This is a genomic window from Streptosporangium sp. NPDC049644 (assembly GCF_040675205.1).
GTDB lineage: Bacteria > Actinomycetota > Actinomycetes > Streptosporangiales > Streptosporangiaceae > Streptosporangium > Streptosporangium fukuiense.
In genome coordinates this window covers 1-26,766 of sequence record NZ_JBFAOJ010000117.1, presented here as the reverse complement: position 1 = coordinate 26,766, position 26,766 = coordinate 1, and the positions used below count along the sequence as shown (strand labels likewise).

Here is a 26,766-nt window from a genome sequence, read left to right as displayed (position 1 = left end):
ACACACCCCCCCTCCCCCACCCCCCCCCCCACCCTATCCCGGCGGGCCCGCCCTTGGGGGGGGGGGCCCCGCACCCCCGGCCCCCCCGCCACGGGGCGATCGTGGGTCAGCTCTTGAAGGCGTCCTTGACCTTCTTCGCGCTGTCCTTCGCCTTCTCTCCGGCCTGCTTGAAGCGGCTTCCGGCCTGGTCGTCCTTGCCGCTGGCCTCAAGGCGCTCGTCGCCGGTGGCGCGGCCCACGCCTTCCTTGATCTTGCCCTTGGCCTCTTGCGCCTTGTTGGAAAGCTTGTCGTCGGCACCCATGGTGTAGTTCCTCCCGTTTTGTGGAATTTAGCCCACGCAGTCCCTTTCTCCGCTGTGGAAGGGAGTAAACATGTCCGATGCCCGGACCCGGCGCCGATCGGCCGGTGGCGACGCCCCCGCGGCACGGGCGGGCCGTTGGAATCCGGTCCGCGGCGCGGGTCTGCGGGAAAGGGTGGAGACGGCGTGGTGAGCATCACGTGCGGCGGGATCGCGTCCGCCCTCCGGCGTCGCGCGACGAGGGCGAAACATCCACGCCTCGCGAATGAGACCGCAGCCCCGGCGTGAAAACGAAATGATCGGTTCTCCGCTTCCAGCGGAAAGCGCTCACGGCGAACGAACGGAATTCGTGCTTCCGGACCGGACTATGGTCACGGGTATTCGTCTCCTCGCTCTTCTCCGGCCGGTCGGCCGGCCTTTTCCAGCCGCTGACCGGGCGTACCCGGCCGCTCCGTCAGCGGTGGCAGAGCAGGCAGCGTACGGCGTGTTCGAGAGATTCGGCGTCGGCCATGGGTGAGGGCCAGGGGAGCCGGATCAGGGTCGGGTCCTCGACGCCGCAGCGGACCGTCGCGCCGAAGCGGTCGAGTTCCCAGAGCCAGGCTCCCGGCACCGGCTCGGCGAGCAGGGAGCACAGGGCGGTCTCCAGCTGCCTGCGATGGGCGCCGTTGACGTGCTGGAGCATGCGCTCGGCCTCGCTCATCAGCGGGTCGGGGGTGGCGCCGAGATACTCCTCGGCGTCCAGCACACCCGACTCGGGGCCGGTCAGATAGATCACCCTGCCGACGTCGACACGTAGCAGCCTGGGGCCGTCCGTCCCCTCCAGCACCTCGAACAGCGCCTCGTCGGGGCAGCGCTCGGCGATCGCCACAGCGGTCCGTCGCACCTCGGCCGCGGGCACGGGCTGTGCCCATCCCTGCACCTTGAGCAGGCCGCGCGAGAGCTCGTGCTCCCCCAGCGAGCGGTTCGACGTCAGGTCCACGGTCACCACGGGCTCATCCCGGGCGCCATGGAGCGGATCGCCCGGTAGGACGAGCAGCACCGGCCGGCCGGCGCCGTCCACACCCCCCCTGGCGGGCATCGCGGGGCTGGTGCCTCCGGCGACGGACACGTGGGTGGGAGCGGCGCCGGCGGCGAGGGTGCGGACCCGCTCGGGGATCGGCGGAGCGGTGACTGGCTGCATGGACCGGCTCTCCTTGAGGTCGGGGAGAAACTGCTGTATAAGATTAGCCTTGCCTAACTAAGGTAAACCTAACCATAGAGGAGCGAGCGTGCGCTACACCGGACCGAAGGTGCGCCTGTCCCGCCGGGCGGGCGTGCCGCTGACCCGCAAGGCCGTCCGATATTTCGAGGAGCGCCCCTACCCGCCGGGTGAGCACGGTCGCAAGACCAACCGGCGGCAGACCGGTGACTACGGGTTGCGATTGATGGAGAAGCAGAAGCTGCGCTGGTACTACGACGTCTCCGAGCGCCAGATGCGCCGCTACTGGGACCTGGCGCTGCGCGGCGGTGGCCGTGCGGGCGCCGAGCTGGTGGTGCTGCTGGAGACGCGGCTGGCCTCCCTGGTGCTACGTTCCGGCCTCGCCCCGTCCATCTACGCGGCCCGCCAGTACGTCGCCCACGGCCACATCACCGTGGACGGCCGCAAGGTCGACATTCCCAGCTACCTGGTCAGGCCGGGCCAGGTCGTCGCGGTGCGTGAGAAGTCGCGCCGGATGCAACCCTTCGTCGCCGCCTCCGAGGGTGTGTACGCGGACGACAGGGTCGCCGCCTATCTCGGGGTCGACCACGCCGAGCTTCGGTTCACCCTGCTGAGCCGCCCGCTGCGCGAGCAGGTCGTGGTCCCGGTGGACGAACAGCTCGTGGTGGAGTTCTACTCGCGCTGACCTGACGTCTGTCAGCGGCGTCGGCCCGCCACCTTCCGGGTGGCGGGCTTTCTCGCGCCGTTGGCGCCCGCGCCGTTGTTACCTGCGCCGCTGCTCCCCGTACCGTTGCTCCCTGTACCGTTGCTCCCCGCGCCGTTGCCTCCCGGCCTGCCGTTCGCGGCCGTACCCGGACCGCTGCCGCGCGCCGCGGGGACCTGCTCTCGCAGCTCCCGCACCTCGGCCCGGAGCGCGGCCAACTCGGCGAGCACCGTTCTGCCCAACTCCGCGGTCGCCTGCACGGACTCCTCGGCGTGCTCCTCCTCCATCGCGCTGACCACCACCGCGATGAACAGGTTCAGCACCACGAATGTGCACACCAGCATGAACGCCACGAAGAACACCCACGCCTCCGGGTGCTCGTCCATCACCTCGCGGGTGATGTCGGACCAGGCGTCCCCGGTCATCATCTGGAACAGGGTGAACAGCGAGGTGGGCAGGTCGCCGAAATACTCGGGAGCGGTGGCGTGGTAGAGCTTCGTGCCCATCACCGCCGCGACGTAGAGCACCAGTCCCAGCAGCAGCACGATCGAGGTCATCCCCGGCACCGCGGTGAGCAGCGCGGTGACCACCCTGCGCAGGCTCGGCACCACGGAGATCAGTCGTAGCGCCCGCAGGATCCGCAGCGCCCGCAGCACCGAGAGCCCGCCCGCGGTGGGCAGCAGCGAGGCCGTCACGATCGCGGCGTCGTACAGGTTCCACGGGTTGCGGAAGAACCGCGGGCCCTGGGCGTAGAGCTTGACGGCCAGTTCGGCGACGAAGATGTAGAGCGCCAGATGGTCGATCACGGTGAGCACCGTGCCGTACCGCTCGACGGCCGTGACCGAGGTCTCCAGCCCGAGTGTAGCCGCGTTGATCACGATGACAGCGGTGATGAAGTGCTGGAAACGGGATGTTTCCAGCACGGCGCGGAGACGCTCGCGCGTCGGCACGGGTGGCTCCTGAGGGGATCGGATGGCCGAGGACAAGCCAAGATCGTAACGCGTTGACGGCGGTCCGGTTCCGCCAGGGGCGCCGGGCCAGGTCAGTGCGGGACGCTCGGTGACCTGACGCAGTAGTCACCGATGCCGGACTCCAGGAGCTCGAAGGCGCGCTCGGCCTGCCGTCGCAGGTCAGGGGCGATGTCGTCGAGGCTCTCGCCCGCGAGCATGCGCTGGACGGCGTGGACCGTCAGCCCGCGCAGCACCGCGCAGATCTGGGCGGCGGCGAACACGGGAGTGAGGTCGTCGGGGTCGGCGTCGGCCTCGTCGGCGAGCGTTCTGGCCAGGACCTGCTCGCGCGCCTCGTTCATCTCCCTGATCCGGGCGTTGAGTGAGGGGCTCTCGGCGATCATCCGGGTGAAGGCGTCGCTGCCCTCGTGGAAGCCGTAGCGGTGGTGCCGGGTGTCGAGCGCGTCGAGAAAGTCACGGCGCAGTGCCTCCAGTGCGCTCTCTCCCGGCCCGCGCTCCCGCACCACCCGGCTCGGCAGGTCCTCCACCTCCTGCCGCCGGTCGAAAAGCAGGTCCTCCTTGGTGCCGAAGTAGTTGAAGACCGTATTGACCGACACGTCGGCGGCCCTGGCGACCTCGGCCACCGTCACGCTGTCGAAGCCTCGCGTCATGAACAGCCCGGTGGCGATGTCGGAGATGCGCTCCCTGGTCTCCCGCTTCTTGCGCTCACGCAGACCCTCGCTCATGAGGTCATCCTATGTGGTCGGATGAACTTTGCAGTGACTCCAAATTTGGTGTTACTTTACGAATGGAGGCGATCAAATGATCAAGACATCAGCTCTGAGCAAGACCTTCCCCGGCGGTGTCGAGGCCGTCCGGGGCGTCGACCTGACGGTGGAGACCGGGGAGATCGTCGGGTTCCTCGGTCCCAACGGCGCGGGAAAGACGACCACGATGCGCATGCTGACCACACTGCTCCGTCCTACCGGGGGCAGTGCCACGGTCGCCGGGCACGACCTGATCACCGACCCGAAGGGCGTGCGGCGGAGCATCGGCTACGTGTCCCAGAGCGGCGGGATCGCCCCGGCGAACCCGGTGGGGGAGGAGTTGGAACTCCACGCGATGCTCTACGGCATGCGCCCGGCCGAGGCGCGGGACCGGGTCGCCGAGGTGCTCGGCCGACTCGGGCTGACCGCGTTGCGGGAGCGGCCGGGCGGGGCTCTCTCCGGTGGCCAGCGCCGCCGGTTCGACCTCGCGTTCGGGCTGGTTCACAACCCGTCACTGCTCTTCCTCGACGAGCCCACCACGGGCCTGGACCCGCAGAGCCGGGCCGTTCTCTGGGACCGGATCAGGGACCTGCGCGACGGTGTCGGCCTCACGGTCTTCCTGACCACGCACTATCTCGAAGAAGCGGACACGCTCGCCGACCGTCTGTTCGTCATCGACCACGGCGTGATCGTCGCCGAGGGCACCCCGGCCGAGCTCAAGGGGGGCACCGGCACCCTCGACGACGTCTTCCTGTCCATCACCGGCCGCTCTCTGAGAGACGATCCGCCGGGCGGTGAAGTGCCCGGTGGTTCCCAGCCGGCAGGCGTAACGGCTTTCGAAGCCCGGGTCGCCGACGGAACGACCGAGGGTTCGGGCGCGGCGGGTGAGGAGCGGTGAACGGCTTGACGGGCATCGTCCGTGACACCTGGCTGATCTTCCGGCACAACGTCCGGATCTCCCTGCGGCAGAAGGCGGGAATCGTCTTCGGGGTCCTGCAACCCCTGCTCTACCTGGTGCTGTTCGGCCCGCTGTTCGCCACGATCGGCACCTGGGAGACGCTGATCCCCGGCCTGCTGGTCCAGGTCGGGCTGTTCAGCGCGGGTCTGTCCGGCTTCGGCATCGTCTTCGACGCCCAGGCCGGCGTGCTGGACCGGCTGCGGGTCACCCCGGCACACCGCGTCTCGTTGCTGCTCGGCCGGGTGCTGGCCGGCTCGCTCACCCTGCTGATCCAGTCGATCACGCTGATCGCGGTGGGTTACGCGTTCGGCCTGCGCGCGACGCTCCCCGGCGTGCTGCTCGCGCTCGCCCTGATGGCGCTGCTCGGGGTCGGCCTGGCCGCGCTCTCCAACGCGATCGCGCTCGTCATGGATCCCGACGCGTTCGCGCCGGTCATGAGTACGGCGGTGGTCCCGCTGGTCCTGCTGTCCGGTGCGTTCCTGCCGATGTCGATGGCGCCCGGCTGGCTGGACGCGCTGTCACGCCTCACGCCGTTCCGCTACGTGCTGGAGGCCATACGCGAGCTGTTCGTCGGCCGCTACGCGACGATGACCGTGGTCGCGGGCGTCGCCGTGACCGCGGTCCTCTCCGTGGTCTGTGTCCTGGTGGGCACTCGCGTCTTCAACCGCGAGAACGCCTGACCGGCCGATCCCCGCTCGGATGGCGGGGATCTCAGCTCGGGGGGCCGTACGGCTCGATCCTCGGATCGGCGTAGGGGCCCTCGCCCGCCGTGGGATCGACGCGGCGGGCCGCGGCCTCGGTCACCCGCAGCCCGTACAGGCCCTGATCGGGATCGATGGGCACCAGGCCGTAGCCGGTGTCGACCTCCTCCGCCGGCAGCCCCAGGTGCCGCATGGCCTGCGCGAGCGTCGCGTCGGGCGGGAGCCGTACGGTGATCAGAAGCATGACCTCACGGTACGCGTTCGGCGCGGCGCCGCAACGAGGTGAGGATCCCGGGAGTGTCGGCGGCGCCGTAGGCGTGGCCGGGACGGGCGGGCCGTGGCCGGTCAGAGGCGAGGAGAGAGGCGGAAGACGCGCAGTTCGCGGTCGGCCGCCCGCTCGGTGTAGCGGTCGTAGACCGGCCAGGCACCGAAAGCGCTAGGTCAATCATCGGGCTCGGGCGTCCGGCAGCAGGACGCCCGAGTCCGGCGTCCACGATTTCTTCATGGCCGCGAGGGGTGCCGACCGGGGGGACCGCACGGCTCGATTCGGCCTGCGTGAGCGTCGCGTCGGGCAGCCGTACGGCGATCAGGAGCCTGACCTCACAGCGCGCGTTACCTCACAGCGCGCGTTCGGCGCGGCGTCGCAGCGAGGCGAGGACCCCGGCGGCGTCGACGACGCCGTAGCCGTGGTCGTGGTCGAAGCCGATGTCGCTCCGGTCGTCGGCGGTGCGCCGGAGCAGGGTGCGCAGCTGGGCGGGGGACAGGCGGGAGGAGGGCCACCGGGTGCGCACGGCCGCGACCAGGCCGGCGGTGACGGGGCACGCGGCCGAGGTGCCCGAGTCCGCCTCGTCGTCGCCGAAGGCCCGGGAGCCGGAGAAGTGGGTGTAGGCGCACAGGTCCGGCTTGCGGGCGACAAGGCGGCCCGGCCCCTGAGAGGAGTAGCCGACCCGCTCGCCACGGGTGTCGACGCCGCCGATCGACAGGGCGCGCGGGTGGGAGTTGGCGCCGGTGATCGGCCGGTCCGGGTACGCGCACCGGCCGTCGGGGCAGTCGCGCCCGCAGTTCCCCGCAGCGAACAGCACGTCGGCGCCCGCCCGCTCCAGGCTGGAGACGATCAGGTTGAACGGGTGGGCCGGGTTGTCGGAGTAGTTGCCGGGGTGGCCGACGGGGAAGTCCCAGCTGGGAGAGAAGGAGCCCCAGCTGTTGCTGACGACCAGGGACCGCGAAGCGGCGGGCTGGGCCTCCAGGACGGTGCGCAGGTGGGCGAAGGCCGCCACCGCGTCCGACAGCAGGCCGTCCAGGGCCGAGCCACCGGGGCGCCGGGAGAGCAGCACGGGCACGTCGATCAGTGACGCCCTCGGGGCGGCGATGAGCGCGTCGAAGGCGCACATCGTGCCGTGGTCGACAGGGAACTCGCCCGCCCTGCCCTGCACCCCCGACGGTTTCCAGCTGCGCCGCCCGTCGACGGTGACGTCGCGGCCGAGGTACCGGGCGACGTGTGCGGAGTTGATTCCGGTGTCGAGCACCGCGAGCGCGACGCCCGAGCCGTCGAGGCCGTCACCGGCCAGCTCGGTGACGTGGAGCAGTCGCTCCACGTCACGCCAGTCGCCCACCGGGGGCGTGCCGCCGCAGGTGAGGCCCCGCTCGATCGTCGGGTCGGCGAAGACCCCCACGACGTCGGGGCGGAGCGTGGGCAGCAGGGTGATCCGGGTGGACAGCTCGTCGTCGGAGATCTCCCCGCGGACCAGGACGGAGGCCTCGTCGGCGGCGAAGGAGAACGTCAGCGGCTGGTTGAGCGAGAGAGGGTCGCCTCCGGCGCCGGGCACCGGGCGGGGTACGACGACGGGCGAGAAGGAGGGGTCCACGACGACCCCCGGCAGTGGGTCGGCGACGTCGGCCGCCGCCGTGCTCACCGAGGGGTCGGCGACGGCCGCGACGACGTCGGGGGAGGGGCGGAGCTGGAGCAGGACTCGCATGTGCACCACCGGGAGTCGGGGGATCGGATCCCACCACATTCCTGCATCCACCTGGAGCGCGTCCAGCCGTTGAAATCACCTTCTATCAGGCTCCAAACCACTTAACCGGTGCAAACGGTGAGCGTGGATTTCCTTCCCTGAGCGGGTGCCGGTCACTAGCGTTGGACGGCATGACCGCAGCGGCGGAGACGACGCCAACCTCCCATTCCGATGTCCGGCACACGCACTGGCTGGGTACCCGTCCCAGACTGATCGTGGCCAGTGGTTTCATGCTCTTCCTGGAACTGGCCCTGATCCGGTGGACCGGGTCGAACATCGTTCATCTGAGTTACTTCACCAACTTCGTCCTGCTGGGGTCCTTCCTCGGTATCGGGCTCGGCTTCCTGCGGGTGGGGCGCAGCACCCGGCAGCCCTACTACTCGCCGATCGTGCTGGCGGTCCTGGTCCTGGTCGTGCTGCTCTTCCCGGTGACCGTGGACCGCCAGACCGAGGGCGTCCTGTACTGGACGAGCCTGAGCGCCAGCGGCCCGCCGCCCTGGCTGATCCTGCCCGTGATCTTCGCCGCGGCGGCGATCGTGCTGATGGGCCCGGCCGAACTGGTCGGACGGTGTTTCCCCGAACTCGAACGGCTGGAGGCCTACCGCTACGACCTGATCGGCAGCCTCAGCGGCATCGGGCTGTTCACCGCGCTGTCGTTCCTCAGCGCGCCCCCGGTGGTGTGGGGGACGATCACCGCGATCGCCTACGCGGTGCTGCTCCGGCCCCGCAGGGTCTGGGCCCGGGTGGCGCTGCTGGTCCCGTCACTGGTCATCGTCGGTGCCCTCGCGACGGAGACGCTGACGGCGGGAGCGCTGTGGTCGCCCTACTACAAGGTGACCTACGTGCGCGGCTACTGGAACGACGTGCCGCTGATGAACATCGACGTCAACGGCATCCCGCACCAGCAGGCCACCCCGGCGAGAAGCCGTCTGGAGTGGGAGCGCCAGTACGCCCTGCCGTACGAGCGGGCCGCCTCCGGCAGGCTGGACGACGTGCTGATCGTGGGGGCGGGCAGCGGCACCGACGTGTCGATCGCGCTGTCCAAGGGCGCCAAGCACGTGGACGCGGTGGAGATCGACCCCAAGCTGCTCGAACTCGGCCGCTCCTACCACCCGGACAGGCCCTACGACGACCCCCGGGTCACCACCCACGTCACCGACGGCCGCGCCTTCCTGGAGAGGACGTCCGGCAAGTACGACCTGATCCTCTTCGCGCTGCCCGACTCGCTCACCCTGGTCTCCGGGGCGAGTTCGCTGCGGCTGGAGAGCTACCTGTTCACCCAGCAGGCGATGGAGGCGGCCAGGGACCACCTCAAGCCGGGCGGCGCCTTCTCGATGTACAACTACTACCGCGAGACCTGGCTGGTCGACCGCCTCGGCGCGACCATGCAGGCCGCCTTCGGCCACAAGCCCTGCGTCGACATCGTCAGCGAGACCGGGCAGCAGGCGGTGATCACCGCGGGCCTCACCACCGAGGCGCAGGCGTGCGGCACCGAGTGGGCGGGGGCGACCGCCGACACCCCGCCACCGAGCGGTGACGACCGGCCCTTCCTCTACCTGAAGGACCGGACGATCCCGCAGATCTACATCATCACCCTCGGGCTGATCCTCCTCGTCAGCCTGTTCGCGGTCCGCGCCGTCGCCGGTCCGTACCGCCGGATGCGCCCGTACGCCGACCTCTTCCTGCTCGGCGTGGCGTTCCTGCTGCTGGAGACCAAGAGCGTCACCGGGTTCGCGCTGCTGTTCGGCACCACCTGGGTGGTGAACGCGATCGTGTTCGGCGGGGTGCTGATCGCCGTACTCGCCGCGGTGGAGGTGACCCGCCGCTTCAGGGTGCCGTCGCTGCCCGTGATGTACGGTGTGCTGCTCGCCGGGCTGGTCCTGGCCTGGCTGGTGCCCAACTCCTGGCTGCTGGGCCTGCCGCTGCCGCTGCGCGCGGTGGTCGCCGTGGTCGTGGCGTTCCTGCCGATCTTCGCGGCCAACGTGGTCTTCGCCAAGCGCTTCGCCGACTCCGCCGACGCCACCGTGTCCTTCGGCGCCAACCTGCTGGGCGCGATGGTCGGCGGCTGCCTGGAGTATCTGGCGCTGGTCATCGGCTACCAGGCACTGCTGATCGTGGCGGGCCTGGTCTATCTCGGCGCCTTCGCCCTGCTGCCCAGGACCGCCAGGACCGTCGGGGCCGGTTGAGCCGGGGACGCGGCGGCCCCGGAAGGGCACGGGTTCGAGGAAGAAGCGCGGCCCGTCCTCCTCTCCGAGGAGGACGGGCCGGCCGCGCGCGCGGGGTGGTCGCCGGACCGGTCAGAACCCGCAGGCCTCGTCCAGCGACTGGGCGGACTTGCCGTTCTGGGTGGGGGTCTGGCTCGGCTGGACCGTCGTGCTCCTGGAGGGCTTGGGCGTGGCGGCGGGCGTCGCGCCGCTCGCGCCGGGGGAGGCGGTCACCCCCGCGGCCTGGGGGCGGCGGGCGGGCCGCACCGACTGGCGCAGTGTCCTGGCGGTCGCGGCACGGATCTTCTGCCAGTCCGGTGAGCCGGTGTAGAACTCCGGCGGCACGAACTGGAGGCTGACGATCCTGGCGTCCTTGACCTTCAGCCCCAGTTCGGTGATGTGCTCAAGCAACTCGCGGGGAATGTCGGTCTTGGCGGACTTCTTGGCCACACTTGCGATCTTGGCGAAGTTGGTGAGCACCACCGAGGGGGTGGCCTGCTGGGCGAAGGCGCCGATGACGCAGCGCTGGCGGGCCATCCGGGAGAAGTCGTCACTGCCGACGCGGGAACGCCCGTACCAGAGCGCCTCCTCGCCGGAGAGCTTCTGGTATCCGGCCTTGATGGTCCCGGCGGTGCCGTAGAGGCCGCCCCATGGGACATCGCGCTCCACCTTGATCTTCAGGCCGCCGATGGCGTCGACCAGGTGGGCGAAGCCGTACATGTTCACCAGGGCGTAGTAGTCGATCTTCAGGTTGAGCGTGTAGCCGATGGCGTCCATGAGCGCCGCGGGGCCACGCTGCCCCGTCTTCTTGCCGGGCACGAGCTCGGGGTGGTCCTCGGCGTACTGCCAGACCTCGTTGAGCAGGCCGCCGTTCGGCAACTCGCGCATGAAGCCGTTGGGGAACTGCTTGGCGAGCGCGGTGCCCGGCGTGAAGCGGACGTGCTGGAGGTTACGGGGAAGGCTGAACATGGCGGTGTTGCCGGTCGCGACGTGCACGCTGGCCACGTTCATGCTGTCGGTCCGCACGCCTTCCCGGTTCCCGGCCCCGTCGCCGCCGATGAGCAGGAAGTTCACCCGGTCGCGCCCGCCCCACGGATCCTCGTGCTTGACGGGGGCGGCGGTGGGATTGCCCGCGCTGCTCTCGAAGATGGTGTTGGCGGCCTCCTTGAGGGTCAGCACGGTGCTCGCGGTCAGCGCGAACGGCGCCATCACCGACACGCACAGCACGCCCACCGCGATGCCCGACACGATCTGTCCCCGGCCACTGAGCCTTTCCGGCCCCAGGGAGATGTAGGAGAAGAGCACCAGCAGGAACCAGGCGAGCGCGCCGGCGATGGCCAGGGCCGCCCCGGTCATCAGCGTGCTGTCCCGGGCGACGAAGCCCGTGTTCCCGTCGCTGCTGATGACGAGCCCGCCGACCAGAGCGGCGAGCAGCAGCGCACCGAAGATCGTTAGCAGAATGTATCCGACGCGGCGGCGTCCCGACCGCAGGTGCGCCGCGCCCGGGAGGATCACCGACAGCGCGGTCCAGCCGATCAGTGCGCCGACCGTCAGCGGCCTGGCGAAGCGGGGCCGTCCCCCGGCCGGGCGGGACGGTCCGGCGGGTCCCGGGGCGGCCCCGGCGTGCGGGAGGGGCGTCCCCTGCCCGTCGGAGAGGCCCCGCGTGCCGGGCTGAGTGCCGGGCTGAGCCTGTGGGGGGAGCGTCCCCCGCCCATCGGGAGCGTCCTGGGGACCGTCGGACACGTTGTGGACCTGGGGCGTGGGAGGGGGAGGCTGCGTTTCGGCCGGACCCTGCGCGCCGCCGTGGCTCGCAGCGGAGCCCCCAGTGGAGCCCGCACCGGGACCCCCGCCGCGGCTCCCGCCGCGGCGCCGGGGGCGCCGTTTCCCGCTTTCGCCGGCGAGATCCCCCGAGTCTTGCCCAAGGTGCATCGTCACACCGCTTCCTACTACGTTTTGCCCCGGTCCACCTGGCAAAACAGCCAAGGCTCCCCGATTGAACGGAATTTGCCAGGATTCTAGTCCCCATACCTGGACACGACAGACAGATGACCAATCTACGGTAAATGGTCCCTTAACCTATGACGCCAGTACGGGGTCGGTGCCGGCCGGATATCACGCGCTTCTCCCCGCCGGCGCGGACGCCGGTCGTCGCTCGCCGGAAAGCCGTGGTCACGGGGGTGCCGGGCGGTCGGGGCGGGGCTCACCGGGCCGGTGCGGTGAAGGCCGAGGACGGCCCTGGGCCGCCCTCGCGGGCCGTCCATCCCCGCGTCGGAAGGGGCCGCCCGCCGGCCGCCAAGCTGTCTCCCCGCGAACCCGAGCCCCGATGTGCGCTACAGGCCGGGACCTTTGCCGAATTTGGGGCGTAAGCATACTGATTTATCATCCGTCACGGATGTCGCTGCGTTCGATTACATTCCGAAATCAGCCGAGGTGATCTCCGCGATGTGCCGGACCGATCCGGGGCTCGTGACCTAGCTTCGAGGCATGAATCTGCAGCAGCTCCGCTATGTGGTCGCGACGGCGGAGCATCGCACCATGACCGACGCGGCCAGATCGCTGTACATCGCACAGCCCGCGCTCTCCCGTGCGATCAGGGATCTGGAACGAGAGCTCGGTATGACGTTGTTCGCGCGTTCCGGACGTGGCGTGGTCGTCACGGCACAGGGGCGCCGGGTGGTCAAGCTGGCCAGGGAGGCACTCGATGCCGTTCGCGAGATCGAGGCACTGTCCACGCACGGCCACACCTCCGAGGCGGAGCTCCGCATCGCCTCGATACCCAGCCTCGAACCGGGGCTGGCCGGACGCCTTCTCCCCGCGTACACCGCGGAACATCCCGGGGTACGCATTCAGATTGTCCGCTGTGACGGACGGGACGGCGTGGTGAGCGCCATCAGGGACCAGCGGGCCGACCTCGGCCTGACGGACCTGCCCGTCCCCACCGATCTGGTCAGCCACCCGCTGGAGCGCCAGGAGATCGTGCTGATCTCCCCGCCCGGCGTGGACCTGCCCGACCCGGTGCCGGTGAGGAGACTCAACGGCATGCGTCTGGTGCTGCCGGTCCCCGGCAGCTCCCGGCGCAGGGAGTTCGACGCGCTCTTCGCCAAGCACGGTGTGGCCCCCGTGGCGGCGACGCAGCTCGACGAGCGCGGCAACTGGCTGAACACCGTCCGTTCGGGTACGGCCTCGATGCTCTGGTACCGGGGGATGGCCGAACAGGCCGCCCGCGCCGGACTCGTGGTCCGCACCCTCGATCCCTCGGTCCGCCGGGTGATCGCCATCGTTCACGCGCGACGGCGGCTGCCCGCCATCGCCCAGGAGTTCCTGTCCGTGGCCGAAAGTGGGTCGGCCGCGTAGGAGCCCCGAGGCTCGTCAGTTTTCCAAGTTTCCCCCAGAGGCGGCGCAGGTGGGAGCGCCGTCCTCTCCGACACCGGGCTATAGGCTCGGTCTCGATGACTACTCTGCACCTGCGAGGCCGTGAGTTCCGGCCCGGTGAGTTCGCGATCATGGCGGTGGTCAACCGCACCCCCGACTCCTTCTTCGACCGGGGAAGGACCTACGGTTTCGCGGCGGCCCTGGAGGCGGTGGACGGTGCCGTCGCCGGCGGCGCGGACATCGTCGACATCGGCGGTGTCAAGGCGGGTCCCGGTGACGAGGTCGACCCCGCGGAGGAGATCCGCAGGGTGGCCGACCTGGTCGCCGAGGTCAGGCGGCGCCACCCCAGGCTGGTCATCAGCGTCGACACCTGGCGTGCGGAGGTCGGCGAGGTCGTCGCGGAGGCGGGCGCCGACCTGCTCAACGACACCTGGGGCGGGGTCGACCCCAACCTGGCCTCCGTCGCGGCCAAGCACGGCATCGGCCTGGTCTGCGCGCACGCGGGACGGGTCGCCCCCCGCACCCGCCCGCACCGCGTCGCCTACGCCGACGTGGTCGCCGACGTCATCGGCTACACCGTCGACCTCGCCGAACGCGCCGTCGCCGCGGGAGTTTCCAGGGAGTCGATCCTCATCGACCCGGCGCACGACTTCGGCAAGAACACCTGGCACTCCCTGGAGATCAGCCGCCGCCTGGACGAGATGGTCGCCACCGGCTGGCCGGTGCTCGTCGCGGTCTCCAACAAGGACTTCGTCGGTGAGACCCTCGGCGGGCTCCCGGTGGACGAGCGCCACGCGGGGACCATGGCCACGCTGGCGGTCTCCGCCTGGCAGGGCGCCCGGGTGTTCCGGGTCCACGACGCCGCATCCGCCCGCGCGGCCCTGGCCACCGTCGCCGGGCTCCGGCGATGACGCCGGCGCGTCAGGAGTAGATGACGGACAGGAAGCGGATCAGGACCGCCTCCCGGCGGTCGGCGGGGAGGGCGTCCAGGACAGCGTTGACCACGGCCATCTCCGGCTGGCCGGAGCCGCCCAGATCCACCCCGACCGAGGCCGCCAGCTCGCCGAAGGTCTCGTCGTCCAGCGCGTCCAGGTCCAGTTCCGCGATCAGTTCCACCAGCCCCTCGGGCAACCGCGCGGGGCCGCGCCCGCGGGCCGCCTCCGTCGCCTCCGCGATCACCTCCAGCATCGCCTCGACACCCCGCAGGGTCACCCCGGTCACCGTGATGTGGATGTTGGCCGGGATACCCGCGTACGACAGCTGCGGTTGCAGGAACCACCCCCGCTTCCTGGCCTCGTCGGACAGCACGAACACGTCCACCTCGTCCGAGCCGAAGGCGACCAGCGCGGACTCGGGGTCGCCGAGCACCCGCAGCCCCGGGATCTTCGCGATGCCCTCGCGGAGCGTGCGGGCCGCCGCCAGGGTGGTGCGGCCGAGTTCCAGGTAGCCCTCCCTGCCCAGGGCCTGGAAGGTGGCCCACGCGCCGCCCAGCGGGCCGGCGGACTTCGAGCTCTGCACCGTGGCGTTGATCACCGTATAGCCGGGCCACGACGCCGAGGCGAAGTACGCCCGGCGCCGCAGCGCCGGGTCGGCGAACAGCACGACCGACGCGCCCTTGGGGGAGTAGCCGAACTTGTGCAGGTCGCACGAGAGCGAGGTGACCCCGGGAACCGACAGGTCGAAGGGCGGAACGTTCGCCCCGGCCTCGCGCAGCCACGGCAGCAGCCACCCGCCCACGCAGGCGTCCACGTGACACGGCACGCCGCGCGCGGCGGCGATCGCGGCTATCTCGGAGATCGGGTCGATCACGCCCTGGGGGTAGGACGGAGCCGAGGCGACCACCAGGACGGTGTCCTCGCCGATCGCGGCCTCGACGGCCGCGGGGGAGGCCCGGAAGGTCACCGGGTCCACCGGCACCGCGTCCACCACGACCCCCAGGTAGTGCGCGGCCTTGTGGAAGGCCGGGTGCGCGGTCACCGGGACCGCCATCCGGGGGCGGCCCGCGGTCTTCCCGGAGTCCCGGGCCGCCTTCACCGCCAGCATGATCGATTCGGTGCCGCCGCTGGTGAAGATACCCCAACCCCCGCCGAGCAGCTCGGCGACCGCGCCGACGACCTGCTTCTCCATCTCCACGACACTGGGGAACGCCGTCGGGTCGAGGGTGTTGACCTCGAGCATCTCGAAGTAGGCCCTGGCGGCGGCCTCGTGCACCTCGGGGCGCCCGGTGTCGTAGACGTACGCGGTCACCTTGCCGCCGCGCACCGGCAGGTCGTCCCGCCTGAGGCGGGTGATCTCGGCGAGCAGTTCCTCGGTGCTGCGGCCCTTGTCAGGCAGGCTCATCGGTCTCCTCGGGGGACGGCTCGCACGGCTCGCGTGCCGGAAGGGACGCGGCCCGCAGAGGCCGCAGGGGAATACCCCAGGATCATACGGATCGTGGCGCCGGGCTCTCGCCCCGCGGGCGCGCCGGAAGGCGTCAGGAAGGTGAGCCGGGCAGGGCGGCGGCACGGTGGATCATCCGGTGCAGGTGGGTGCGGAACCGCCGCAGCACCGCGGGATCCTCGGGTCCCCGACGGTCGCCGTTCTCGTCGAGCACCCCGCCCTGGCAGAAGCCGTGCACGGACCAGACCATCGACCAGAAGACGTACTCCAGGTCGACGTCGGGGCCGAGGTGCTTCGCCTCGACGGTGGGGGTGATCACACTGTGGACATAGGAGACCTGTGGCCGGATGTACCTCCGTTCCAGCTCGGTGAGGTCGCTGGCGTCCGACAGCGCCCTGTGCATCCACAGCGAGGGGAATTCCGGATGGGCCAGGCAGAAGTCGAGGTAGTGGTCGACGATCCGGTGGATCAGCAGTGCCGTCTGCTCGGGGGTCGCGGTGGAGGCGCCGGTCAGCACCTCCTCCAGCGACGCCCGCTCGGCCCGGTACGCGCGCTCCATGATCTCCAGATAGAGCTCCCGCTTGCCACCGAACTTCTCGGTGAGGGCCTCGACACTCAGCCCGGCGGCCTCGGCGATCTGGCTGGTGGCCGTGCTGTCGTATCCGAGGGCGGCGAACAGGCTGGTCGCGACCCGCAGGATCGCCTCTCGCCCGCTGTCGTCACCGGAAGTCATGAATGTGACGTTAGGTGCTGATCGTTCACCCGACCAAGGAGGCGATCGACAATCCTTGGTCAAGATAGCGGAAGTCGTACGACCGCCCGCAGGCCAGGTGAGGCGTCCTCCAGACGGACCGCGCCGCCGTGGGCGTGCACCGTCTCGCGCACGATCGCCAGGCCGAGACCGGCCCCGCCCTCGTCGCGGCTGCGCGCGCTGTCCAGCCGGGTGAACCGGTCGAACACCCGCTCCCGGTCGAGCTCGGGAATGCCGGGCCCGTCGTCGGTGACGGTCAGTACGGCGTCGGCTCCCTCGTCCCGCAACTCGACCAGCACAACGGTGCGGGTGTGCCGCAGCGCGTTGTCGACCAGGTTGACCAGCACCCGTCCCAGATCCAGCGCGTCCCCCGTCGTCACCATCGGGCCGTCGCCGATCCGCACGGTGACGGCCTGGCCGTACCGCTCGACGGTCTGCTGGACCAGCTGGTCCAGCTCCACCGGCTCGCTGCGCGCCGGTGTGCCGCCGCGCTCGTCCAGGCGGGCCAGCGCGAGCAGGTCCTCGGCCAGCCGGGACAGGCGCATGGTGTCCTCCAGCACGCCCTCGGCCGTCTCCTGCCAGTCCTGCCCTTCGGGATGGCCGAGTGCCACCTCCAGCTGGAGCCGGATGCTCGCCAGCGGGCTGCGCAGCTCGTGCGCCGCGTCGGAGACCAGGGCCCGCTGCCGGATGTCCGCCTTCTCCAGCCGGGCCAGCATCGCGTTCAGCGTCGTGGCCAGGCTGTGCACCTCGTCGCGCGCCTCGGGCACCGGCAGGCGATGGGAGCGGGCGGTGTCGGTGATCTCCTCCGCGCCCCGGCGCAGTGCCGCGATCGGCCGCAGGGTCCCGCCGATGATCACCCAGCTGACCCCGGCGAGCAGGACCAGCAGCAGCGGCGTGCCGACGAGCAGCACGTGCCCGGCCGTGGAGATGCTGGTCTGCACCTCGCTGAAGGGGCGCGCCGCGATCACCGTCCTTCCCCGGTCGGCGCTGAGCACCCGGACTCGTAGCACGTGCGGGATGCCGTACGGCTTCCCGTCCAGGAAGCGCGCCTCGGCCGCGCCGATCGCCTCGGCCCGGCCGGCGGCGTTCAGCAGCGGCACCAGCCTGTCGGTGCCGGCGGTGGTGTGGGTGATCCGTCCGGTACCGTCGACCACCTGCAGGAGCGTGCCGTCCGGCGAGGTCATCTCGTTGGGCAGCCGCTCGGCGTCGGCCAGCGAGACGGCCTCCCTGGCCCGCTGGTAGATCGAGTCGTCGATGGTGCTCAGCAGCGCGTTGCGGAGCACGCCGATCATCACGTACGCCGAGACCACGAGTGCCACCGCCAGCACGGCCGAGGCGACCGCGGTCAGCCGGAAGCGCAGGCTCCGGCGCCGCCACAGGCCGACCGCGCGACCCCTTCCCCCCGGGGGCGCGCCGGTCGCCGGGGGCGGTTCGGCCGGGGGAGCCGGGCGGGGCCGGGGCGCGGGATCAGCCGCCATGCCAGCCGCCATGTCAGCCGCCATCGCCGGCCAGCCGGTATCCCGCTCCCCGCACCGTCTGCAGCGCGTTCCTGGAGAACGGCACGTCGATCTTGCGCCGCAGGTAGCCGACGTAGACCTCGACCACATTGGGGTCGGTGTCGAAGGTGTCCCAGACGTGCTCCAGGATCTCCGTCTTGGAGACCACCTCGTCGTGGTGGCGGATCAGGAACTCCAGCAGCGCGAACTCCCTGGGCGTCAGCTCCACCGGTGTCTCGCCCCTGGTGACGCGCCGCCGCGCCGGATCCAGTGCCAGGTCCCCGGCCCTCAGCACGGACGGGCGCCGGTGCGCGCCGCGCCGCAGCAGCGCCCTCAGCCTGGCCACCAGCACCACGTACGAGAACGGCTTGGTCAGGTAGTCGTCGGCGCCGAGGTCGAGCCCGTCGGCCATGTCGTACTCGCCGTCCTTGGCCGACAGCATCAGGATCGGCACCCAGTTCTCCTCCGCCCGCAGCTGCTTGCAGACGTTGTAGCCGGAGATCCTGGGCAACATGATGTCCAGCACCACCACGTCGTACTCGCCGTGCCTGGCCTGGTGGAGGCCGTCCTCCCCGTCGTGCGCGAGGTCGACCACGAACCCCTCGGCCTGCAACCCCCGCCGCAGGGCCGCGGCCATCCGCCGCTCGTCCTCCACGACGAGAACCCGCATGATCCACCCCTTCTCCCACCTTGGACGCTCCCATCCTCGACCACCCGGCCTGAGAGGTGGCTGAGAATCCTGTGAGCCCTCTCAGTCTGTCTCAGCCTCGGCACAGGAGCCGTCCCGCAGGCTGCTGTTCACAGGCACCGACGGCATAGCGTGGAGGAATGAGATGTCAGAACGAGCGAGACGTGGACGTGCGGTGAGGTGGGCCGTGCCGGCCGCCACGGTCGCGCTGATCGCCGGAGCCATCGGAGCCGGTCCGGTCATCGCCGCCGTCCAGGGGGACCCCGTCCTGCCCGAGCGTACCGCCGAGCAACTGCTCGCGAGCGCGGCCCAGGCAGGCCGGGCCGGGTTGAAACCCATGTCGGGCACCGTCATGCAGACCGCCTCACTCGGGCTGCCGGGACTGCCGGAGGTGCCGGGCATGGGCGGATCCTCGCCCGTCGCCCTGCTCTCGGGTTCGCACGAGCTCAAGGTCTGGTACGGAGGGGCGGACAAGGTCCGCTTCGCCCTTCCCGGCCGGATGAGCGAGACCGACCTGATCACCAACGGCGACCAGGTCTGGCTGTGGCAGAGCGACGAGAACAAGGCCACCCGGGTCAAGGCCGGGAGCGGGGAGCAGGGCGAGGAGGCGGCCCGCGCCCATGAGGCGCTGCCCACGGCGACCACGCCGCAGCAGCTCGCCCAGCAGTTGCTGCGGCGGGTCGGTGCCGACACGGTGGTCAGCGTGAGCAACACCGAGAAGGTCGCCGACCGCGCGGCCTACCAGCTCGCGTTCGCCCCCAAGGACCCCTCGTCCCTGGTCAAGGAGGTCAAACTGGCGCTGGACGGGGAGACCCTGGTCCCGCTGCGGGTCCAGGTCTACGCCAGGAGCGCGGCCGAGCCCGCCTTCGAGGTCGGCTTCACCTCGGTCACCTTCTCCCCGCCCGCCGCGGAGAACTTCGCCTTCACCCCGCCCGCGGGCGCCAAGGTCGAGGAGACGTCGCTCGCCGAGCTCCTCAAGGAGCGGCGGCCGGAGCCGGGCGAGGGCTTCGAGAACGCGGAGAAGCTCAGGGGTGAGGTCGGCACCGTCGGCGAGGGCTGGACCACGGTCGCGGTGATCCCCGTCTCCGAGCAGGAACTCACCGGCCAGGGATCTGGCCAGGGCGAGGGCCCCTCGGGGGCGGGCATCGGCGCGATCGGCGACGCCCTGTTGAAGTCGGCCAAGCCGATCAGCGGGACCTGGGGCAGTGGCAAGGTCATCCAGACCAAGCTGGTCTCCGCGCTGCTGACCGACGACGGCCGCCTGCTGGTCGGCGCCGTCACCCCGGAGAAACTGTCCGAGGCGGCCGGTCGGAAATGAGCCGGACGCCGACAGACGCCGGGCTCGCGGTGGACGTCCCCGGATCCCGCGTCGGGGATCCGGGGGGCGGTGCCCGGAGAGAGGCGCCCGGCGCGGAGCTCTCCATCGTCACCAGCGGGCTGACCAAGCGGTTCGGGAGCGGGCAGGTGGCCGTGGACGCCCTCGACCTCGCCGTGCCCAGCGGATCGGTGTTCGGCTTCCTGGGTCCCAACGGCTCGGGCAAGACCACCACCATCCGCATGCTGCTCGGCCTGGTGGCGCCGACGGCGGGCGAGTGGCGGCTGCTCGGCGCGCCGATGCCCGGCGGGGTGGGCGGCGTGCTGTCGAGGGTGGGGGCGCTGGTCGAGGGGCCGGCCTTCTACCCCTACCTGTCGGGCGAGGCGAACCTGCGCCGCTACGACGCCGCCGACCCGTCGGCCGACCCGCGCACCGTCTCGGCCAGGATCGGGCTCGCGCTGGAACGGGTGGGCCTGGCCGCCGCGGCGGGCAAGCGCTACCGGGCCTACTCGCTGGGCATGCGCCAGCGGCTGGCCATCGCCGCCACCCTGCTCGGCCCCAGGGAACTGCTGATCCTCGACGAGCCGACCAACGGGCTGGACCCGCAGGGCACCCGCGAGGTGCGCGGCCTGGTCAAGGAGATCGCCGCAGAGGGGACCACCGTCTTCGTCTCCTCCCACCTGCTGGCCGAGGTGGAGCAGATGTGCTCCCACGTCGCGGTCATGCGGGCCGGACGGCTGGTCGCGCAGGGGCCCATCGCCGACCTGCGGGCATCGGAGACGGTCAGGATCCGGGTGGAGACCCCCGACGTCGAGGAGGCGGCGGCGGTGCTCGCCGGGCTCGGCCTGCCGGAGATCCGTCTCGGTGACGGCGACGTCAGCGCGGCGCTGGGAGCGGGCCTGCCGGAGCGGGTGTGCGCCGCCCTGGTCACCGGGGGCGTCGCCGTCCGCGGCCTGGCCGTCCAGCGGCCCACTCTTGAGGACGTGTTCGTGGGCCTGACCGGGGAGGGATTCGATGTCGACGGTTAGCGGAAGGGAAGCCGTGTCCACCGGGAACGTCGCACGCGCCGTCCCCGGCCATGACCCGGCCCTGTCGGCGGGTCAGGCCACGGCCGGGCGCCCGATTCCCCCGCCGCGGGCGGTGAGCGCCACCAGGGCGTGGCTGCGGCTGCTCGGCTCGGAGATCGGCCTGACGTTCCGGCGGCCCAGAAACCTCGCCATGCTCGGGGTGCTCAGCGTGATCCCGGTGCTGATCGGCATCGCGCTGCGGATGTTCGCCGGGGCCGGCGGGGACGGGGCCGGCGCTCCGGTGATCTTCGAGCGGATCACCGGGAACGGGTTGTTCCTCACCTTCGCCGCGCTCTCGCTGCTGGTGCAGTTGATGCTGCCGGTCTGCGTCGCGGTCGTCGCCGGGGACTCGATCGCGGGGGAGGCGGGCATCGGCACGTTGCGCTACCTGCTCGCGGCCCCGGCGGGCCGGACCCGCCTGCTGGCGGTCAAGTACGCGTGCGTGGTCGTCTTCTGCCTGGCCGCCGTCACCGCGGTGGCGCTGTCCGCGCTCCTGGTCGGCCTGCTGCTGTTCCCGGCGGGCCCGATCACGTTGCTGTCGGGAGGGACGATCCCCTTCCTCGACGGGGTGCTGCGGATCGGTGTCGTCGTGCTGTACGTCACCGCCGGCATGGCGGCCCTGGCCGCCGTCGCGCTGGCCTTGTCGACCCTGACCGAGGTGTCCGTCGGCGCCATCGCCTCGACCATGGTCATCGTCATCGTGGCCCAGGTCCTGCGAGCCGTTCCGCAGCTGTCCGTGCTCCAGCCGTACCTGCTCACCGAGTGGTGGAGCGGCTTCGACGGCGTGCTGCGGGACCCGGTGGCCACCGGTGACATGGGGCAGGGCCTGCTGGTCTTCGCCGCCTACGCGGCCGTCTTCTGCTCCATCGCCTGGGCCCGCTTCACCGGCAAGGACATCACCGCCTGAACTCCGGCTCCGGCGGGGCCGGGCCTGCTCTGGCGCATGAACGCGGGACGGCCCCGGAAAGGACCTTTCCGGGGCCGTCCCGTGGAATCAGGAGGCGCGGCCGCCACGGCGCAGGCCGAGGGCGCCGACCACGGTCCCGACGAGCCCGAGCACCAGGCCGGCCCCGCCGAGCAGGCGGGCGGTCCCGTCCGAGCTCTCGGACGCGGAGGCGGCGGGGGCCACCGACGGTGTGGCCGGCGCGGCCGCGGCCGACGGCGCCGTGGAGGCGGCGGCGCCGTGACCGTCCCCCTCGGCGGAGGCGGGGGTGAGCTTCAGCACCGGGGCCGGACGCTCGGCCTCGGAACCGTCGGCCTTGGGCTCGTCCGCCCACTTGACGACCTCGCCACCGGTGTAGGTCTGGGTGGTGGGGAAGACGAGCCGGTCGGTGTCGGTGGGCAGCTTGCCCATGGACACCTCGAACTCCTGGAACTGACCGGGTTCGATCTTTCCGCCCGACCAGACGACCTTCGTGACCGCCTCGGTGAGCTCGCCGTACTCGGTGGTGACCGGCTTGGGCAGCTTGCCCTCGATCACCTCGACCTTCCAGCCGGGTACCGGCTTGACCGAGACGAACGCCAGCGGGTGGTCGACGGGGAAGGTCACCTCCAGCTTGTTCGTGGAGGCGTCGTCACGCTCGTTCGGGACCCGGAAGGCGACCTTGGTGAAGCCGCCCTGCTGGGCGCTGCTGGGATTGATGGTGACGTGCGCGAGAACGGGCAGGGCGAGACCGAGGGTGAGAGCGGCGACACCGGCGGTGACGGTGGCCAGACGGCGGGCATGGGAAAACGGCATGGGGGTTCTCCACTTCGGGATTTCAGGATTTCGGGGGGCGGGTCAGGCTGCGGGGAGTGGAGGACCGCGCCAGCTGACGGAGTGACGGAGAACGGCACGCGCGAGGACGGGCGTGACCGGGGTGCGGGCGGAACGCGGCGGGGCCGCGGCCACGGCCGGGAGCCGCAGCAGCCGGAACATCGCGCCGAGGCGGTGCCGGGCCGAGCGGAGCAGCGCCCACAGGGCGGTCTCGCCGCGGGCCAGCCACCATCCGGTGACCAGCGTCGCGGTGAGGTGCGCGATGAGCATGCCGAGACTCTCGCCCAGCCCCCTGACGTGCGGGTGCGGGGCCACTGGAATCCCGGTGGCGTCACCGAGGAGGAACAACTCGTGCAAGGACAGTTGCAGGACGGACAGCACGGTGCTGATCGCCGCGGTGGACCGCTCGCGCCCGGCGAGCAGCACGCTCACCGCCATGACCGCGGCTCCGCCGCCCGCCACCGCCCACGGCTCCGGGCCGGAACCGCCCGCGACCACGTGGCCGAGGGCGGCGAGCGTCACGCAGACGGCCGAGAAGGCGGCCGCGCGCACGAGGCGTAGCGGGAGGTGGGCGCGCATGGTGCCCCATATGTTCTCATGCCGCTGAGGTGTCTGCCGTTTTAAGATTTTTGTCGCTATGGTTGCCGCGATCCTGACAGATCCTTCAATCCGAGGTGGTAGGGATGCGGCACGTTTCCGGGGTGCTTGTCGGGTTGGTCATGGCGGCGGTGCTGCTCTTCGGCGCCGGTTGGGCGGTGCAGGAGGCGGGGGCGGGGCCGGCGCCCCTTGCCCCGGAGAGCGGCTCGAGGATCTGGATCGCCCTCGGGGTGATGGCCGCGATCGGCCTCCTGGTCGGCCTGGTGGTCGCCGGCCGTGTCTCCCCGCTGGCCACCTTCGTTCCGTCGATGGTGCTGCTGGCCTGGACCGTGGTCTACGCCCTGGACGTCCGCCGCGCCATGGGCCTGGTTCCCGACGACCCCACCTTCCACCGGCTGCTCCTGCAGGCGGGACGCGGCATGGGACTGCTGCTGACCACCGGTGTCTACGCCCTCCTCGGCGTCCTGCTGTTCCTGCCGGTGCTGATGCCCTCCCGCTGGGCGCCGCGATTCCTGGACGAGGAGGAGTACGAGGAGTCCGGCGAGCATGACTACCGCTGAGCTTTCCGGGGATCAGGCGGGGTAGAGGCGGGCGACCACGTCCTCCATGGAGGCCTCCCCGGGGGCGGTGGCGCGCAGGTCGTCGAGGGTGCCGTCGAAGGCCAGGCTTCCGTGGTCGATCAGCATGACGCGGCGGCAGAGCTTCTCGATGTCGCCCAGGTCGTGGGTGGTGAGCAGGACGGTGGTGCCGCGCTCGGCGTTGAGGCGGAGCAGGAGGCCGCGCATGGCGACCTTGCCGACCACGTCCAGGCCGATCGTGGGCTCGTCGAGCACCAGCGCGGCGGGGTCGTGCAGGCGCGCGGCGGCCCGGTCCGATGCCGGGCCTGCACGGGATGTCGCCTGGGTTCGGTCGTGTCCCCGGTGTGCTGTATACCGGTGCGATACATGGTTGCAATCTGGTCGATATGTACAATCGCCAATAGAAGCATGTTCTGAGGGGAATGTCCTTTTGTGGAGGTCCCCCATGCGTTATGAGATAAATGTGGACGTCAGTCCGGCCTACCCCTTCAGCTGGCAGGCCGCGGCCCTCAACGCGATCATGCGCGGCACCTTCAAACCCGCCTCCCAGCTGTTGCTGAGAACCGACATCGGTTTCGTCGCGGCCTCACGCATCGTGGCTCTGGCGGGCCGGGTTCCGCTCCGCCTGCCCGTCCATGTGCGCGTGACACCCGACGAGGCCGGGCCCTGTCCGGGAGAGTGGGTTCGCGCGGGCGAGGAACTCGACGAGCGCAAGGTCCTGCTCTACTTCCACGGCGGGGGCTACTTCGTCTGCTCCCCGGTCACCCACCGGTCGATCACCTGGCGCCTGTCGGCCGCGACCCGGCGGCCGGTGCTGGCGGTCGACTACCGCCAGGGGCCGGTCCACAGGCCGGCCGAGGCGCTCGCGGACGCGATCGCCGCCTACCGGTGCCTCCTGGAGCAGGGTTACGACCCCGCCGACATCGTCTTCGGCGGGGACTCGGCCGGCGGCCACCTCACCCTGGCCACGCTGCTGGCGCTTCGCGACCAGGGCGTGCCGCTGCCGGCCGCCGCGGTGTGCCTGTCGCCGTGGACGGATCTCACCGGTGCGCCCCGCAGGGTCAACCGGATGCTCGATCCGATGATCCCGGCCGGCCGCGTCGACTGGCTCGCCCGCCGCTGGACGGCCGGTCTCGACCCCCATGACCCCCTGCTCTCCCCGGTCCTCGGTGACTACACCGGCCTGCCGCCGTTGATGGTCGTCACCGGCTCCACCGAGGTCCTGCGCGACGAGGGCCGGCGGGTGGTCGAGCGGGCCCGCGCGGCCGGAGTGCCGGTCATGTACGAGGAGTGGCCTCGTATGCCGCATGTCTTCGCCATCCTCGCCGACCTCGTCCCCGAGGCGCGCAAGGTCTACTCGCACATCGCCCGCTTCCTTGCCGCCGCGCAGGACCTCTCGCCCGCCGACGAGGGCTCCGCGCGGGACCTGCTCGCCCAGGACGTACCCGACCAGGGCATCACCGCGCAGGATCTCCTGGCCTCGGATCTTTCCGCGTCCGGCCTTCCCGCCGGGGACGCCTCCGCTCTCGGGACCCCGCCCGCGCAGTCCGGTTCCGCGGCGGCCTGAGCGCGCGGGGGCGGCGGACCCGCGGCGGTCCGGGTTTTCGATGTCCGGCGGTGTTCAGCCGCGCGGGCCTTTCCCGCCGGTCACGCCGTCCCGTCCAGGCTCAAAGGCATCCTGCGCACCACGGATTCCTTACCCCCGGGGATCATTCGCCTTACCTCTCATATCCCTTCTGGCCTGTCGGCAGCGAAGGGCGCCTGAAGCCCGTCACAGTGTGCTTGCCATAGCCCGCATACGAGAGGCGCAACGAGGATGGCACGTGGGGGAGCAGGTCCCATGAGCGGCTTGCCGGCCGGTGTGCGGCCGCTGACCGTCGGGGACCCGGTCATCATCGGCCGTTACCTTCTGCTCGGCCGCCTCGGAACGGGCGGCATGGGGATCGTCTATCTGGCCGAACACCCGCGGGGCGGAGTGGTGGCGATCAAGACTCCGCACCCGATGCACCTCAACGATGCCACGCTCCGCGCCCGTTTCGCCGAGGAAGTGAGATTCTCCCGGAGAGTGGTGCCTTTCTGTACCGCCGCGGTCATCGAGGACGGCACGGACAAGGACCGCCCCTACCTGGTGTCGGAGTACGTTCCGGGTCCCGCGCTCTCCCAGGTGGTCTCCACGCACGGCCCGCTCACCCCCGACCTGGCCTACGGGGTCGCCCTGGGGGTGGCCGCCGCGCTGGTCGCGGTGCACGAGGCCGGGCTGGTCCACCGGGATCTGAAACCGGGCAACGTGCTGCTGTCGGACACCGGTCCGCGTGTGATCGACTTCGGTATCGCCAGGGACATCGACGTTCTCGCCGCGCACACGCAGGCGGGGCAGGTCATGGGCAGTCCCGGCTGGGTCGCTCCGGAGCGGCTCACCGGCGGGCTCGCGCTGCCCGCCTCCGACATCTTCGCGTGGGGTTGCCTGGTGGCCTACGCGGCCTGCGGCCACCATCCCTTCGGCACGGGTGAGGCGGACGTGCTGACCCGGCGCATCATGGTCGAGCCGCCGAGACTGGCCTCGGTGCCCGCGCTGCTGCGCCCGGCCGCCGAGGCCGCCCTGGCCAAGGACCCCGCCGACCGGCCGGGGGCCGCGGACCTGCTCGGCGCGCTGCTCGCCGCGGGTGGTGTGGGCGACCCGTGGGACCTGCGCGAGGCGGTCGCGGAGGTGCTGGCGGAGATCTGGACCCCGGTGCCCCACGCGCCGGGAGCCGGGAGGGTGCGGCTCGCGACGCCGCCCTCGTTCCACGACGAGCTCTCGGTCCCGGTGAAGATCCCCGCCAGGGCTTCGCGCAGGGCCAGGCCGGGCAGGGGGGCGCACCTATCGCAGGCCGGCTTCGCGGCGCTGGCCACGGTCTCCGTGGCGGCGGTCACCGTGGCCGCCGCGGCCGGTGGCGGCGGGATCGGTTCCGGCGCCGGGGGGGGGGGCCCCCTCCC

The 26,766-nt window shown here is 71.3% G+C and carries 25 protein-coding genes and 1 pseudogene; 12 read left to right on the top strand and 14 right to left on the bottom strand.

Going from position 1 to position 26,766, the window contains the following annotated elements:
* Positions 1 to 106: 106 nt before the first annotated feature.
* Together AB0J58_RS38890 and AB0J58_RS38885 are read right to left on the bottom strand one after the other, a co-directional pair.
* Positions 107 to 301, bottom strand: a complete 195-nt coding sequence (locus tag AB0J58_RS38890) for a CsbD family protein (protein ID WP_030909134.1) — start codon at positions 299 to 301, stop codon at positions 107 to 109.
* Between the two features lie 451 nt (positions 302 to 752).
* Positions 753 to 1,478, bottom strand: a complete 726-nt coding sequence (locus AB0J58_RS38885; protein WP_364225359.1) for a DUF2470 domain-containing protein — start codon at positions 1,476 to 1,478, stop codon at positions 753 to 755.
* A gap of 88 nt (positions 1,479 to 1,566) precedes the next feature.
* Between AB0J58_RS38885 and rpsD the strand changes: the two genes are divergently transcribed.
* Positions 1,567 to 2,181 carry a 30S ribosomal protein S4 gene (gene rpsD, locus AB0J58_RS38880; RefSeq protein ID WP_364158364.1) on the top strand — a complete coding sequence of 205 codons (615 nt, stop codon included), beginning with the start codon at positions 1,567 to 1,569 and terminating at the stop codon, positions 2,179 to 2,181.
* 11 nt (positions 2,182 to 2,192) lie between these two features.
* On the opposite strand, the gene AB0J58_RS38875 is transcribed toward rpsD, so the two are convergent.
* On the bottom strand, positions 2,193 to 3,149 hold the full coding sequence (locus tag AB0J58_RS38875; RefSeq protein WP_364225356.1) for an ion transporter: 957 nt from the start codon (positions 3,147 to 3,149) through the stop codon (positions 2,193 to 2,195).
* Positions 3,150 to 3,241: 92 nt separating this feature from the next.
* Positions 3,242 to 3,892 carry a TetR/AcrR family transcriptional regulator gene (locus tag AB0J58_RS38870; protein ID WP_364225353.1) on the bottom strand — a complete coding sequence of 217 codons (651 nt, stop codon included), beginning with the start codon at positions 3,890 to 3,892 and terminating at the stop codon, positions 3,242 to 3,244.
* A 76-nt stretch (positions 3,893 to 3,968) separates the two neighbouring features.
* On the opposite strand from AB0J58_RS38870, the gene AB0J58_RS38865 reads away from it, so the two are divergent.
* Both AB0J58_RS38865 and AB0J58_RS38860 read left to right on the top strand, forming a co-directional pair.
* The gene (locus tag AB0J58_RS38865; protein ID WP_364225350.1) at positions 3,969 to 4,811 is read left to right on the top strand and encodes an ATP-binding cassette domain-containing protein; all 843 of its coding nucleotides are present in this window, start codon (positions 3,969 to 3,971) and stop codon (positions 4,809 to 4,811) included.
* Complete coding sequence (locus tag AB0J58_RS38860; protein WP_343963129.1) at positions 4,808 to 5,551, top strand: ABC transporter permease; 744 nt, start codon at positions 4,808 to 4,810, stop codon at positions 5,549 to 5,551. Before AB0J58_RS38865 ends, AB0J58_RS38860 begins: the two co-directional genes overlap by 4 nt.
* Positions 5,552 to 5,582: 31 nt before the next feature.
* Here the strand turns inward: AB0J58_RS38860 and AB0J58_RS38855 are convergent, their stop codons facing one another.
* Together AB0J58_RS38855 and AB0J58_RS38850 are read right to left on the bottom strand one after the other, a co-directional pair.
* Positions 5,583 to 5,816, bottom strand: a complete 234-nt coding sequence (locus tag AB0J58_RS38855; RefSeq protein WP_364225347.1) for a hypothetical protein — start codon at positions 5,814 to 5,816, stop codon at positions 5,583 to 5,585.
* 373 nt (positions 5,817 to 6,189) lie between these two features.
* Complete coding sequence (locus AB0J58_RS38850; protein WP_364225345.1) at positions 6,190 to 7,548, bottom strand: S8 family serine peptidase; 1,359 nt, start codon at positions 7,546 to 7,548, stop codon at positions 6,190 to 6,192.
* A 170-nt stretch (positions 7,549 to 7,718) separates the two neighbouring features.
* Between AB0J58_RS38850 and AB0J58_RS38845 the strand changes: the two genes are divergently transcribed.
* Positions 7,719 to 9,773, top strand: a complete 2,055-nt coding sequence (locus tag AB0J58_RS38845; protein WP_364225342.1) for a spermidine synthase — start codon at positions 7,719 to 7,721, stop codon at positions 9,771 to 9,773.
* A gap of 111 nt (positions 9,774 to 9,884) precedes the next feature.
* Here AB0J58_RS38845 and AB0J58_RS38840 read toward each other — a convergent pair whose 3' ends face one another.
* Positions 9,885 to 11,534 (bottom strand): LCP family protein, encoded by a 1,650-nt coding sequence (locus AB0J58_RS38840; protein WP_364225339.1) that lies wholly within the window; start codon positions 11,532 to 11,534, stop codon positions 9,885 to 9,887.
* A 741-nt stretch (positions 11,535 to 12,275) separates the two neighbouring features.
* On the opposite strand from AB0J58_RS38840, the gene AB0J58_RS38835 reads away from it, so the two are divergent.
* Positions 12,276 to 13,145, top strand: a complete 870-nt coding sequence (locus AB0J58_RS38835) for a LysR family transcriptional regulator (protein ID WP_364225336.1) — start codon at positions 12,276 to 12,278, stop codon at positions 13,143 to 13,145.
* A 95-nt stretch (positions 13,146 to 13,240) separates the two neighbouring features.
* Complete coding sequence (gene folP, locus AB0J58_RS38830; protein WP_343963116.1) at positions 13,241 to 14,074, top strand: dihydropteroate synthase; 834 nt, start codon at positions 13,241 to 13,243, stop codon at positions 14,072 to 14,074.
* A 10-nt stretch (positions 14,075 to 14,084) separates the two neighbouring features.
* On the opposite strand, the gene AB0J58_RS38825 is transcribed toward folP, so the two are convergent.
* From AB0J58_RS38825 to AB0J58_RS38810, 4 genes are all read right to left on the bottom strand, one after another.
* Positions 14,085 to 15,503, bottom strand: coding sequence for an aspartate aminotransferase family protein (locus AB0J58_RS38825; protein WP_364225334.1), 1,419 nt, complete (start codon positions 15,501 to 15,503; stop codon positions 14,085 to 14,087).
* A 133-nt stretch (positions 15,504 to 15,636) separates the two neighbouring features.
* The gene (locus AB0J58_RS38820) at positions 15,637 to 16,275 is read right to left on the bottom strand and encodes a TetR/AcrR family transcriptional regulator (protein ID WP_364225332.1); all 639 of its coding nucleotides are present in this window, start codon (positions 16,273 to 16,275) and stop codon (positions 15,637 to 15,639) included.
* A 59-nt stretch (positions 16,276 to 16,334) separates the two neighbouring features.
* Positions 16,335 to 17,771, bottom strand: a complete 1,437-nt coding sequence (locus tag AB0J58_RS38815) for an ATP-binding protein (protein WP_364225329.1) — start codon at positions 17,769 to 17,771, stop codon at positions 16,335 to 16,337.
* Between the two features lie 13 nt (positions 17,772 to 17,784).
* Complete coding sequence (locus AB0J58_RS38810; RefSeq protein ID WP_030909203.1) at positions 17,785 to 18,459, bottom strand: response regulator transcription factor; 675 nt, start codon at positions 18,457 to 18,459, stop codon at positions 17,785 to 17,787.
* Positions 18,460 to 18,652: 193 nt separating this feature from the next.
* On the opposite strand from AB0J58_RS38810, the gene AB0J58_RS38805 reads away from it, so the two are divergent.
* From AB0J58_RS38805 to AB0J58_RS38795, 3 genes are read left to right on the top strand one after another with little or no spacing between them, the layout of a single operon-like run.
* Positions 18,653 to 19,795 (top strand): DUF2092 domain-containing protein, encoded by a 1,143-nt coding sequence (locus AB0J58_RS38805; RefSeq protein ID WP_364225327.1) that lies wholly within the window; start codon positions 18,653 to 18,655, stop codon positions 19,793 to 19,795.
* Positions 19,792 to 20,820 carry an ABC transporter ATP-binding protein gene (locus AB0J58_RS38800; protein ID WP_364225324.1) on the top strand — a complete coding sequence of 343 codons (1,029 nt, stop codon included), beginning with the start codon at positions 19,792 to 19,794 and terminating at the stop codon, positions 20,818 to 20,820. Before AB0J58_RS38805 ends, AB0J58_RS38800 begins: the two co-directional genes overlap by 4 nt.
* A complete protein-coding gene (locus AB0J58_RS38795; RefSeq protein ID WP_364225322.1) occupies positions 20,807 to 21,766 on the top strand; it encodes an ABC transporter permease in 960 nt (319 codons plus the stop codon). Before AB0J58_RS38800 ends, AB0J58_RS38795 begins: the two co-directional genes overlap by 14 nt.
* Positions 21,767 to 21,853: 87 nt before the next feature.
* On the opposite strand, the gene AB0J58_RS38790 is transcribed toward AB0J58_RS38795, so the two are convergent.
* Together AB0J58_RS38790 and AB0J58_RS38785 are read right to left on the bottom strand one after the other, a co-directional pair.
* Entirely contained in the window at positions 21,854 to 22,597 is a 744-nt protein-coding gene (locus AB0J58_RS38790; protein ID WP_364225319.1) for a YcnI family protein, read from the bottom strand.
* 42 nt (positions 22,598 to 22,639) lie between these two features.
* On the bottom strand, positions 22,640 to 23,194 hold the full coding sequence (locus AB0J58_RS38785; RefSeq protein WP_364225317.1) for an MFS transporter: 555 nt from the start codon (positions 23,192 to 23,194) through the stop codon (positions 22,640 to 22,642).
* 104 nt (positions 23,195 to 23,298) lie between these two features.
* On the opposite strand from AB0J58_RS38785, the gene AB0J58_RS38780 reads away from it, so the two are divergent.
* Positions 23,299 to 23,772: a hypothetical protein gene (locus AB0J58_RS38780; RefSeq protein ID WP_364225314.1), complete on the top strand. Its 474-nt coding sequence runs from the start codon at positions 23,299 to 23,301 to the stop codon at positions 23,770 to 23,772.
* A gap of 12 nt (positions 23,773 to 23,784) precedes the next feature.
* Here AB0J58_RS38780 and AB0J58_RS38775 read toward each other — a convergent pair.
* Positions 23,785 to 24,075, bottom strand: a pseudogene (locus AB0J58_RS38775) (ABC transporter); the annotation flags it as partial.
* A 160-nt stretch (positions 24,076 to 24,235) separates the two neighbouring features.
* Between AB0J58_RS38775 and AB0J58_RS38770 the strand changes: the two are divergent.
* Together AB0J58_RS38770 and AB0J58_RS38765 are read left to right on the top strand one after the other, a co-directional pair.
* A complete protein-coding gene (locus tag AB0J58_RS38770; protein WP_364225312.1) occupies positions 24,236 to 25,357 on the top strand; it encodes an alpha/beta hydrolase in 1,122 nt (373 codons plus the stop codon).
* Positions 25,358 to 25,630: 273 nt separating this feature from the next.
* On the top strand, positions 25,631 to 26,766 hold a 1,136-nt coding region (locus AB0J58_RS38765; RefSeq protein ID WP_364225309.1), incomplete at its 3' end, for a serine/threonine-protein kinase.

Excerpts from the sequence above, each read along its gene's own strand:
- AB0J58_RS38790 (WP_364225319.1), bottom strand. The coding sequence starts at position 22,597 with ATGCCGTTTTCCCATGCCCGCCGTCTGGCCACCGTCACCGCCGGTGTC.
- AB0J58_RS38825 (WP_364225334.1), bottom strand. The coding sequence starts at position 15,503 with ATGAGCCTGCCTGACAAGGGCCGCAGCACCGAGGAACTGCTCGCCGAG.
- AB0J58_RS38800 (WP_364225324.1), top strand. The coding sequence starts at position 19,792 with ATGAGCCGGACGCCGACAGACGCCGGGCTCGCGGTGGACGTCCCCGGA.
- AB0J58_RS38795 (WP_364225322.1), top strand. The coding sequence starts at position 20,807 with ATGTCGACGGTTAGCGGAAGGGAAGCCGTGTCCACCGGGAACGTCGCA.
- folP (WP_343963116.1), top strand. The coding sequence starts at position 13,241 with ATGACTACTCTGCACCTGCGAGGCCGTGAGTTCCGGCCCGGTGAGTTC.
- AB0J58_RS38885 (WP_364225359.1), bottom strand. The coding sequence starts at position 1,478 with ATGCAGCCAGTCACCGCTCCGCCGATCCCCGAGCGGGTCCGCACCCTC.
- AB0J58_RS38815 (WP_364225329.1), bottom strand. The coding sequence starts at position 17,771 with ATGGCGGCTGATCCCGCGCCCCGGCCCCGCCCGGCTCCCCCGGCCGAA.
- AB0J58_RS38770 (WP_364225312.1), top strand. The coding sequence starts at position 24,236 with ATGCGTTATGAGATAAATGTGGACGTCAGTCCGGCCTACCCCTTCAGC.
- AB0J58_RS38785 (WP_364225317.1), bottom strand. The coding sequence starts at position 23,194 with ATGCGCGCCCACCTCCCGCTACGCCTCGTGCGCGCGGCCGCCTTCTCG.
- AB0J58_RS38820 (WP_364225332.1), bottom strand. The coding sequence starts at position 16,275 with ATGACTTCCGGTGACGACAGCGGGCGAGAGGCGATCCTGCGGGTCGCG.
- AB0J58_RS38855 (WP_364225347.1), bottom strand. The coding sequence starts at position 5,816 with ATGCTTCTGATCACCGTACGGCTCCCGCCCGACGCGACGCTCGCGCAG.
- AB0J58_RS38810 (WP_030909203.1), bottom strand. The coding sequence starts at position 18,459 with ATGCGGGTTCTCGTCGTGGAGGACGAGCGGCGGATGGCCGCGGCCCTG.
- AB0J58_RS38835 (WP_364225336.1), top strand. The coding sequence starts at position 12,276 with ATGAATCTGCAGCAGCTCCGCTATGTGGTCGCGACGGCGGAGCATCGC.
- AB0J58_RS38870 (WP_364225353.1), bottom strand. The coding sequence starts at position 3,892 with ATGAGCGAGGGTCTGCGTGAGCGCAAGAAGCGGGAGACCAGGGAGCGC.
- AB0J58_RS38780 (WP_364225314.1), top strand. The coding sequence starts at position 23,299 with ATGCGGCACGTTTCCGGGGTGCTTGTCGGGTTGGTCATGGCGGCGGTG.
- AB0J58_RS38890 (WP_030909134.1), bottom strand. The coding sequence starts at position 301 with ATGGGTGCCGACGACAAGCTTTCCAACAAGGCGCAAGAGGCCAAGGGC.
- AB0J58_RS38850 (WP_364225345.1), bottom strand. The coding sequence starts at position 7,548 with ATGCGAGTCCTGCTCCAGCTCCGCCCCTCCCCCGACGTCGTCGCGGCC.
- AB0J58_RS38845 (WP_364225342.1), top strand. The coding sequence starts at position 7,719 with ATGACCGCAGCGGCGGAGACGACGCCAACCTCCCATTCCGATGTCCGG.
- AB0J58_RS38865 (WP_364225350.1), top strand. The coding sequence starts at position 3,969 with ATGATCAAGACATCAGCTCTGAGCAAGACCTTCCCCGGCGGTGTCGAG.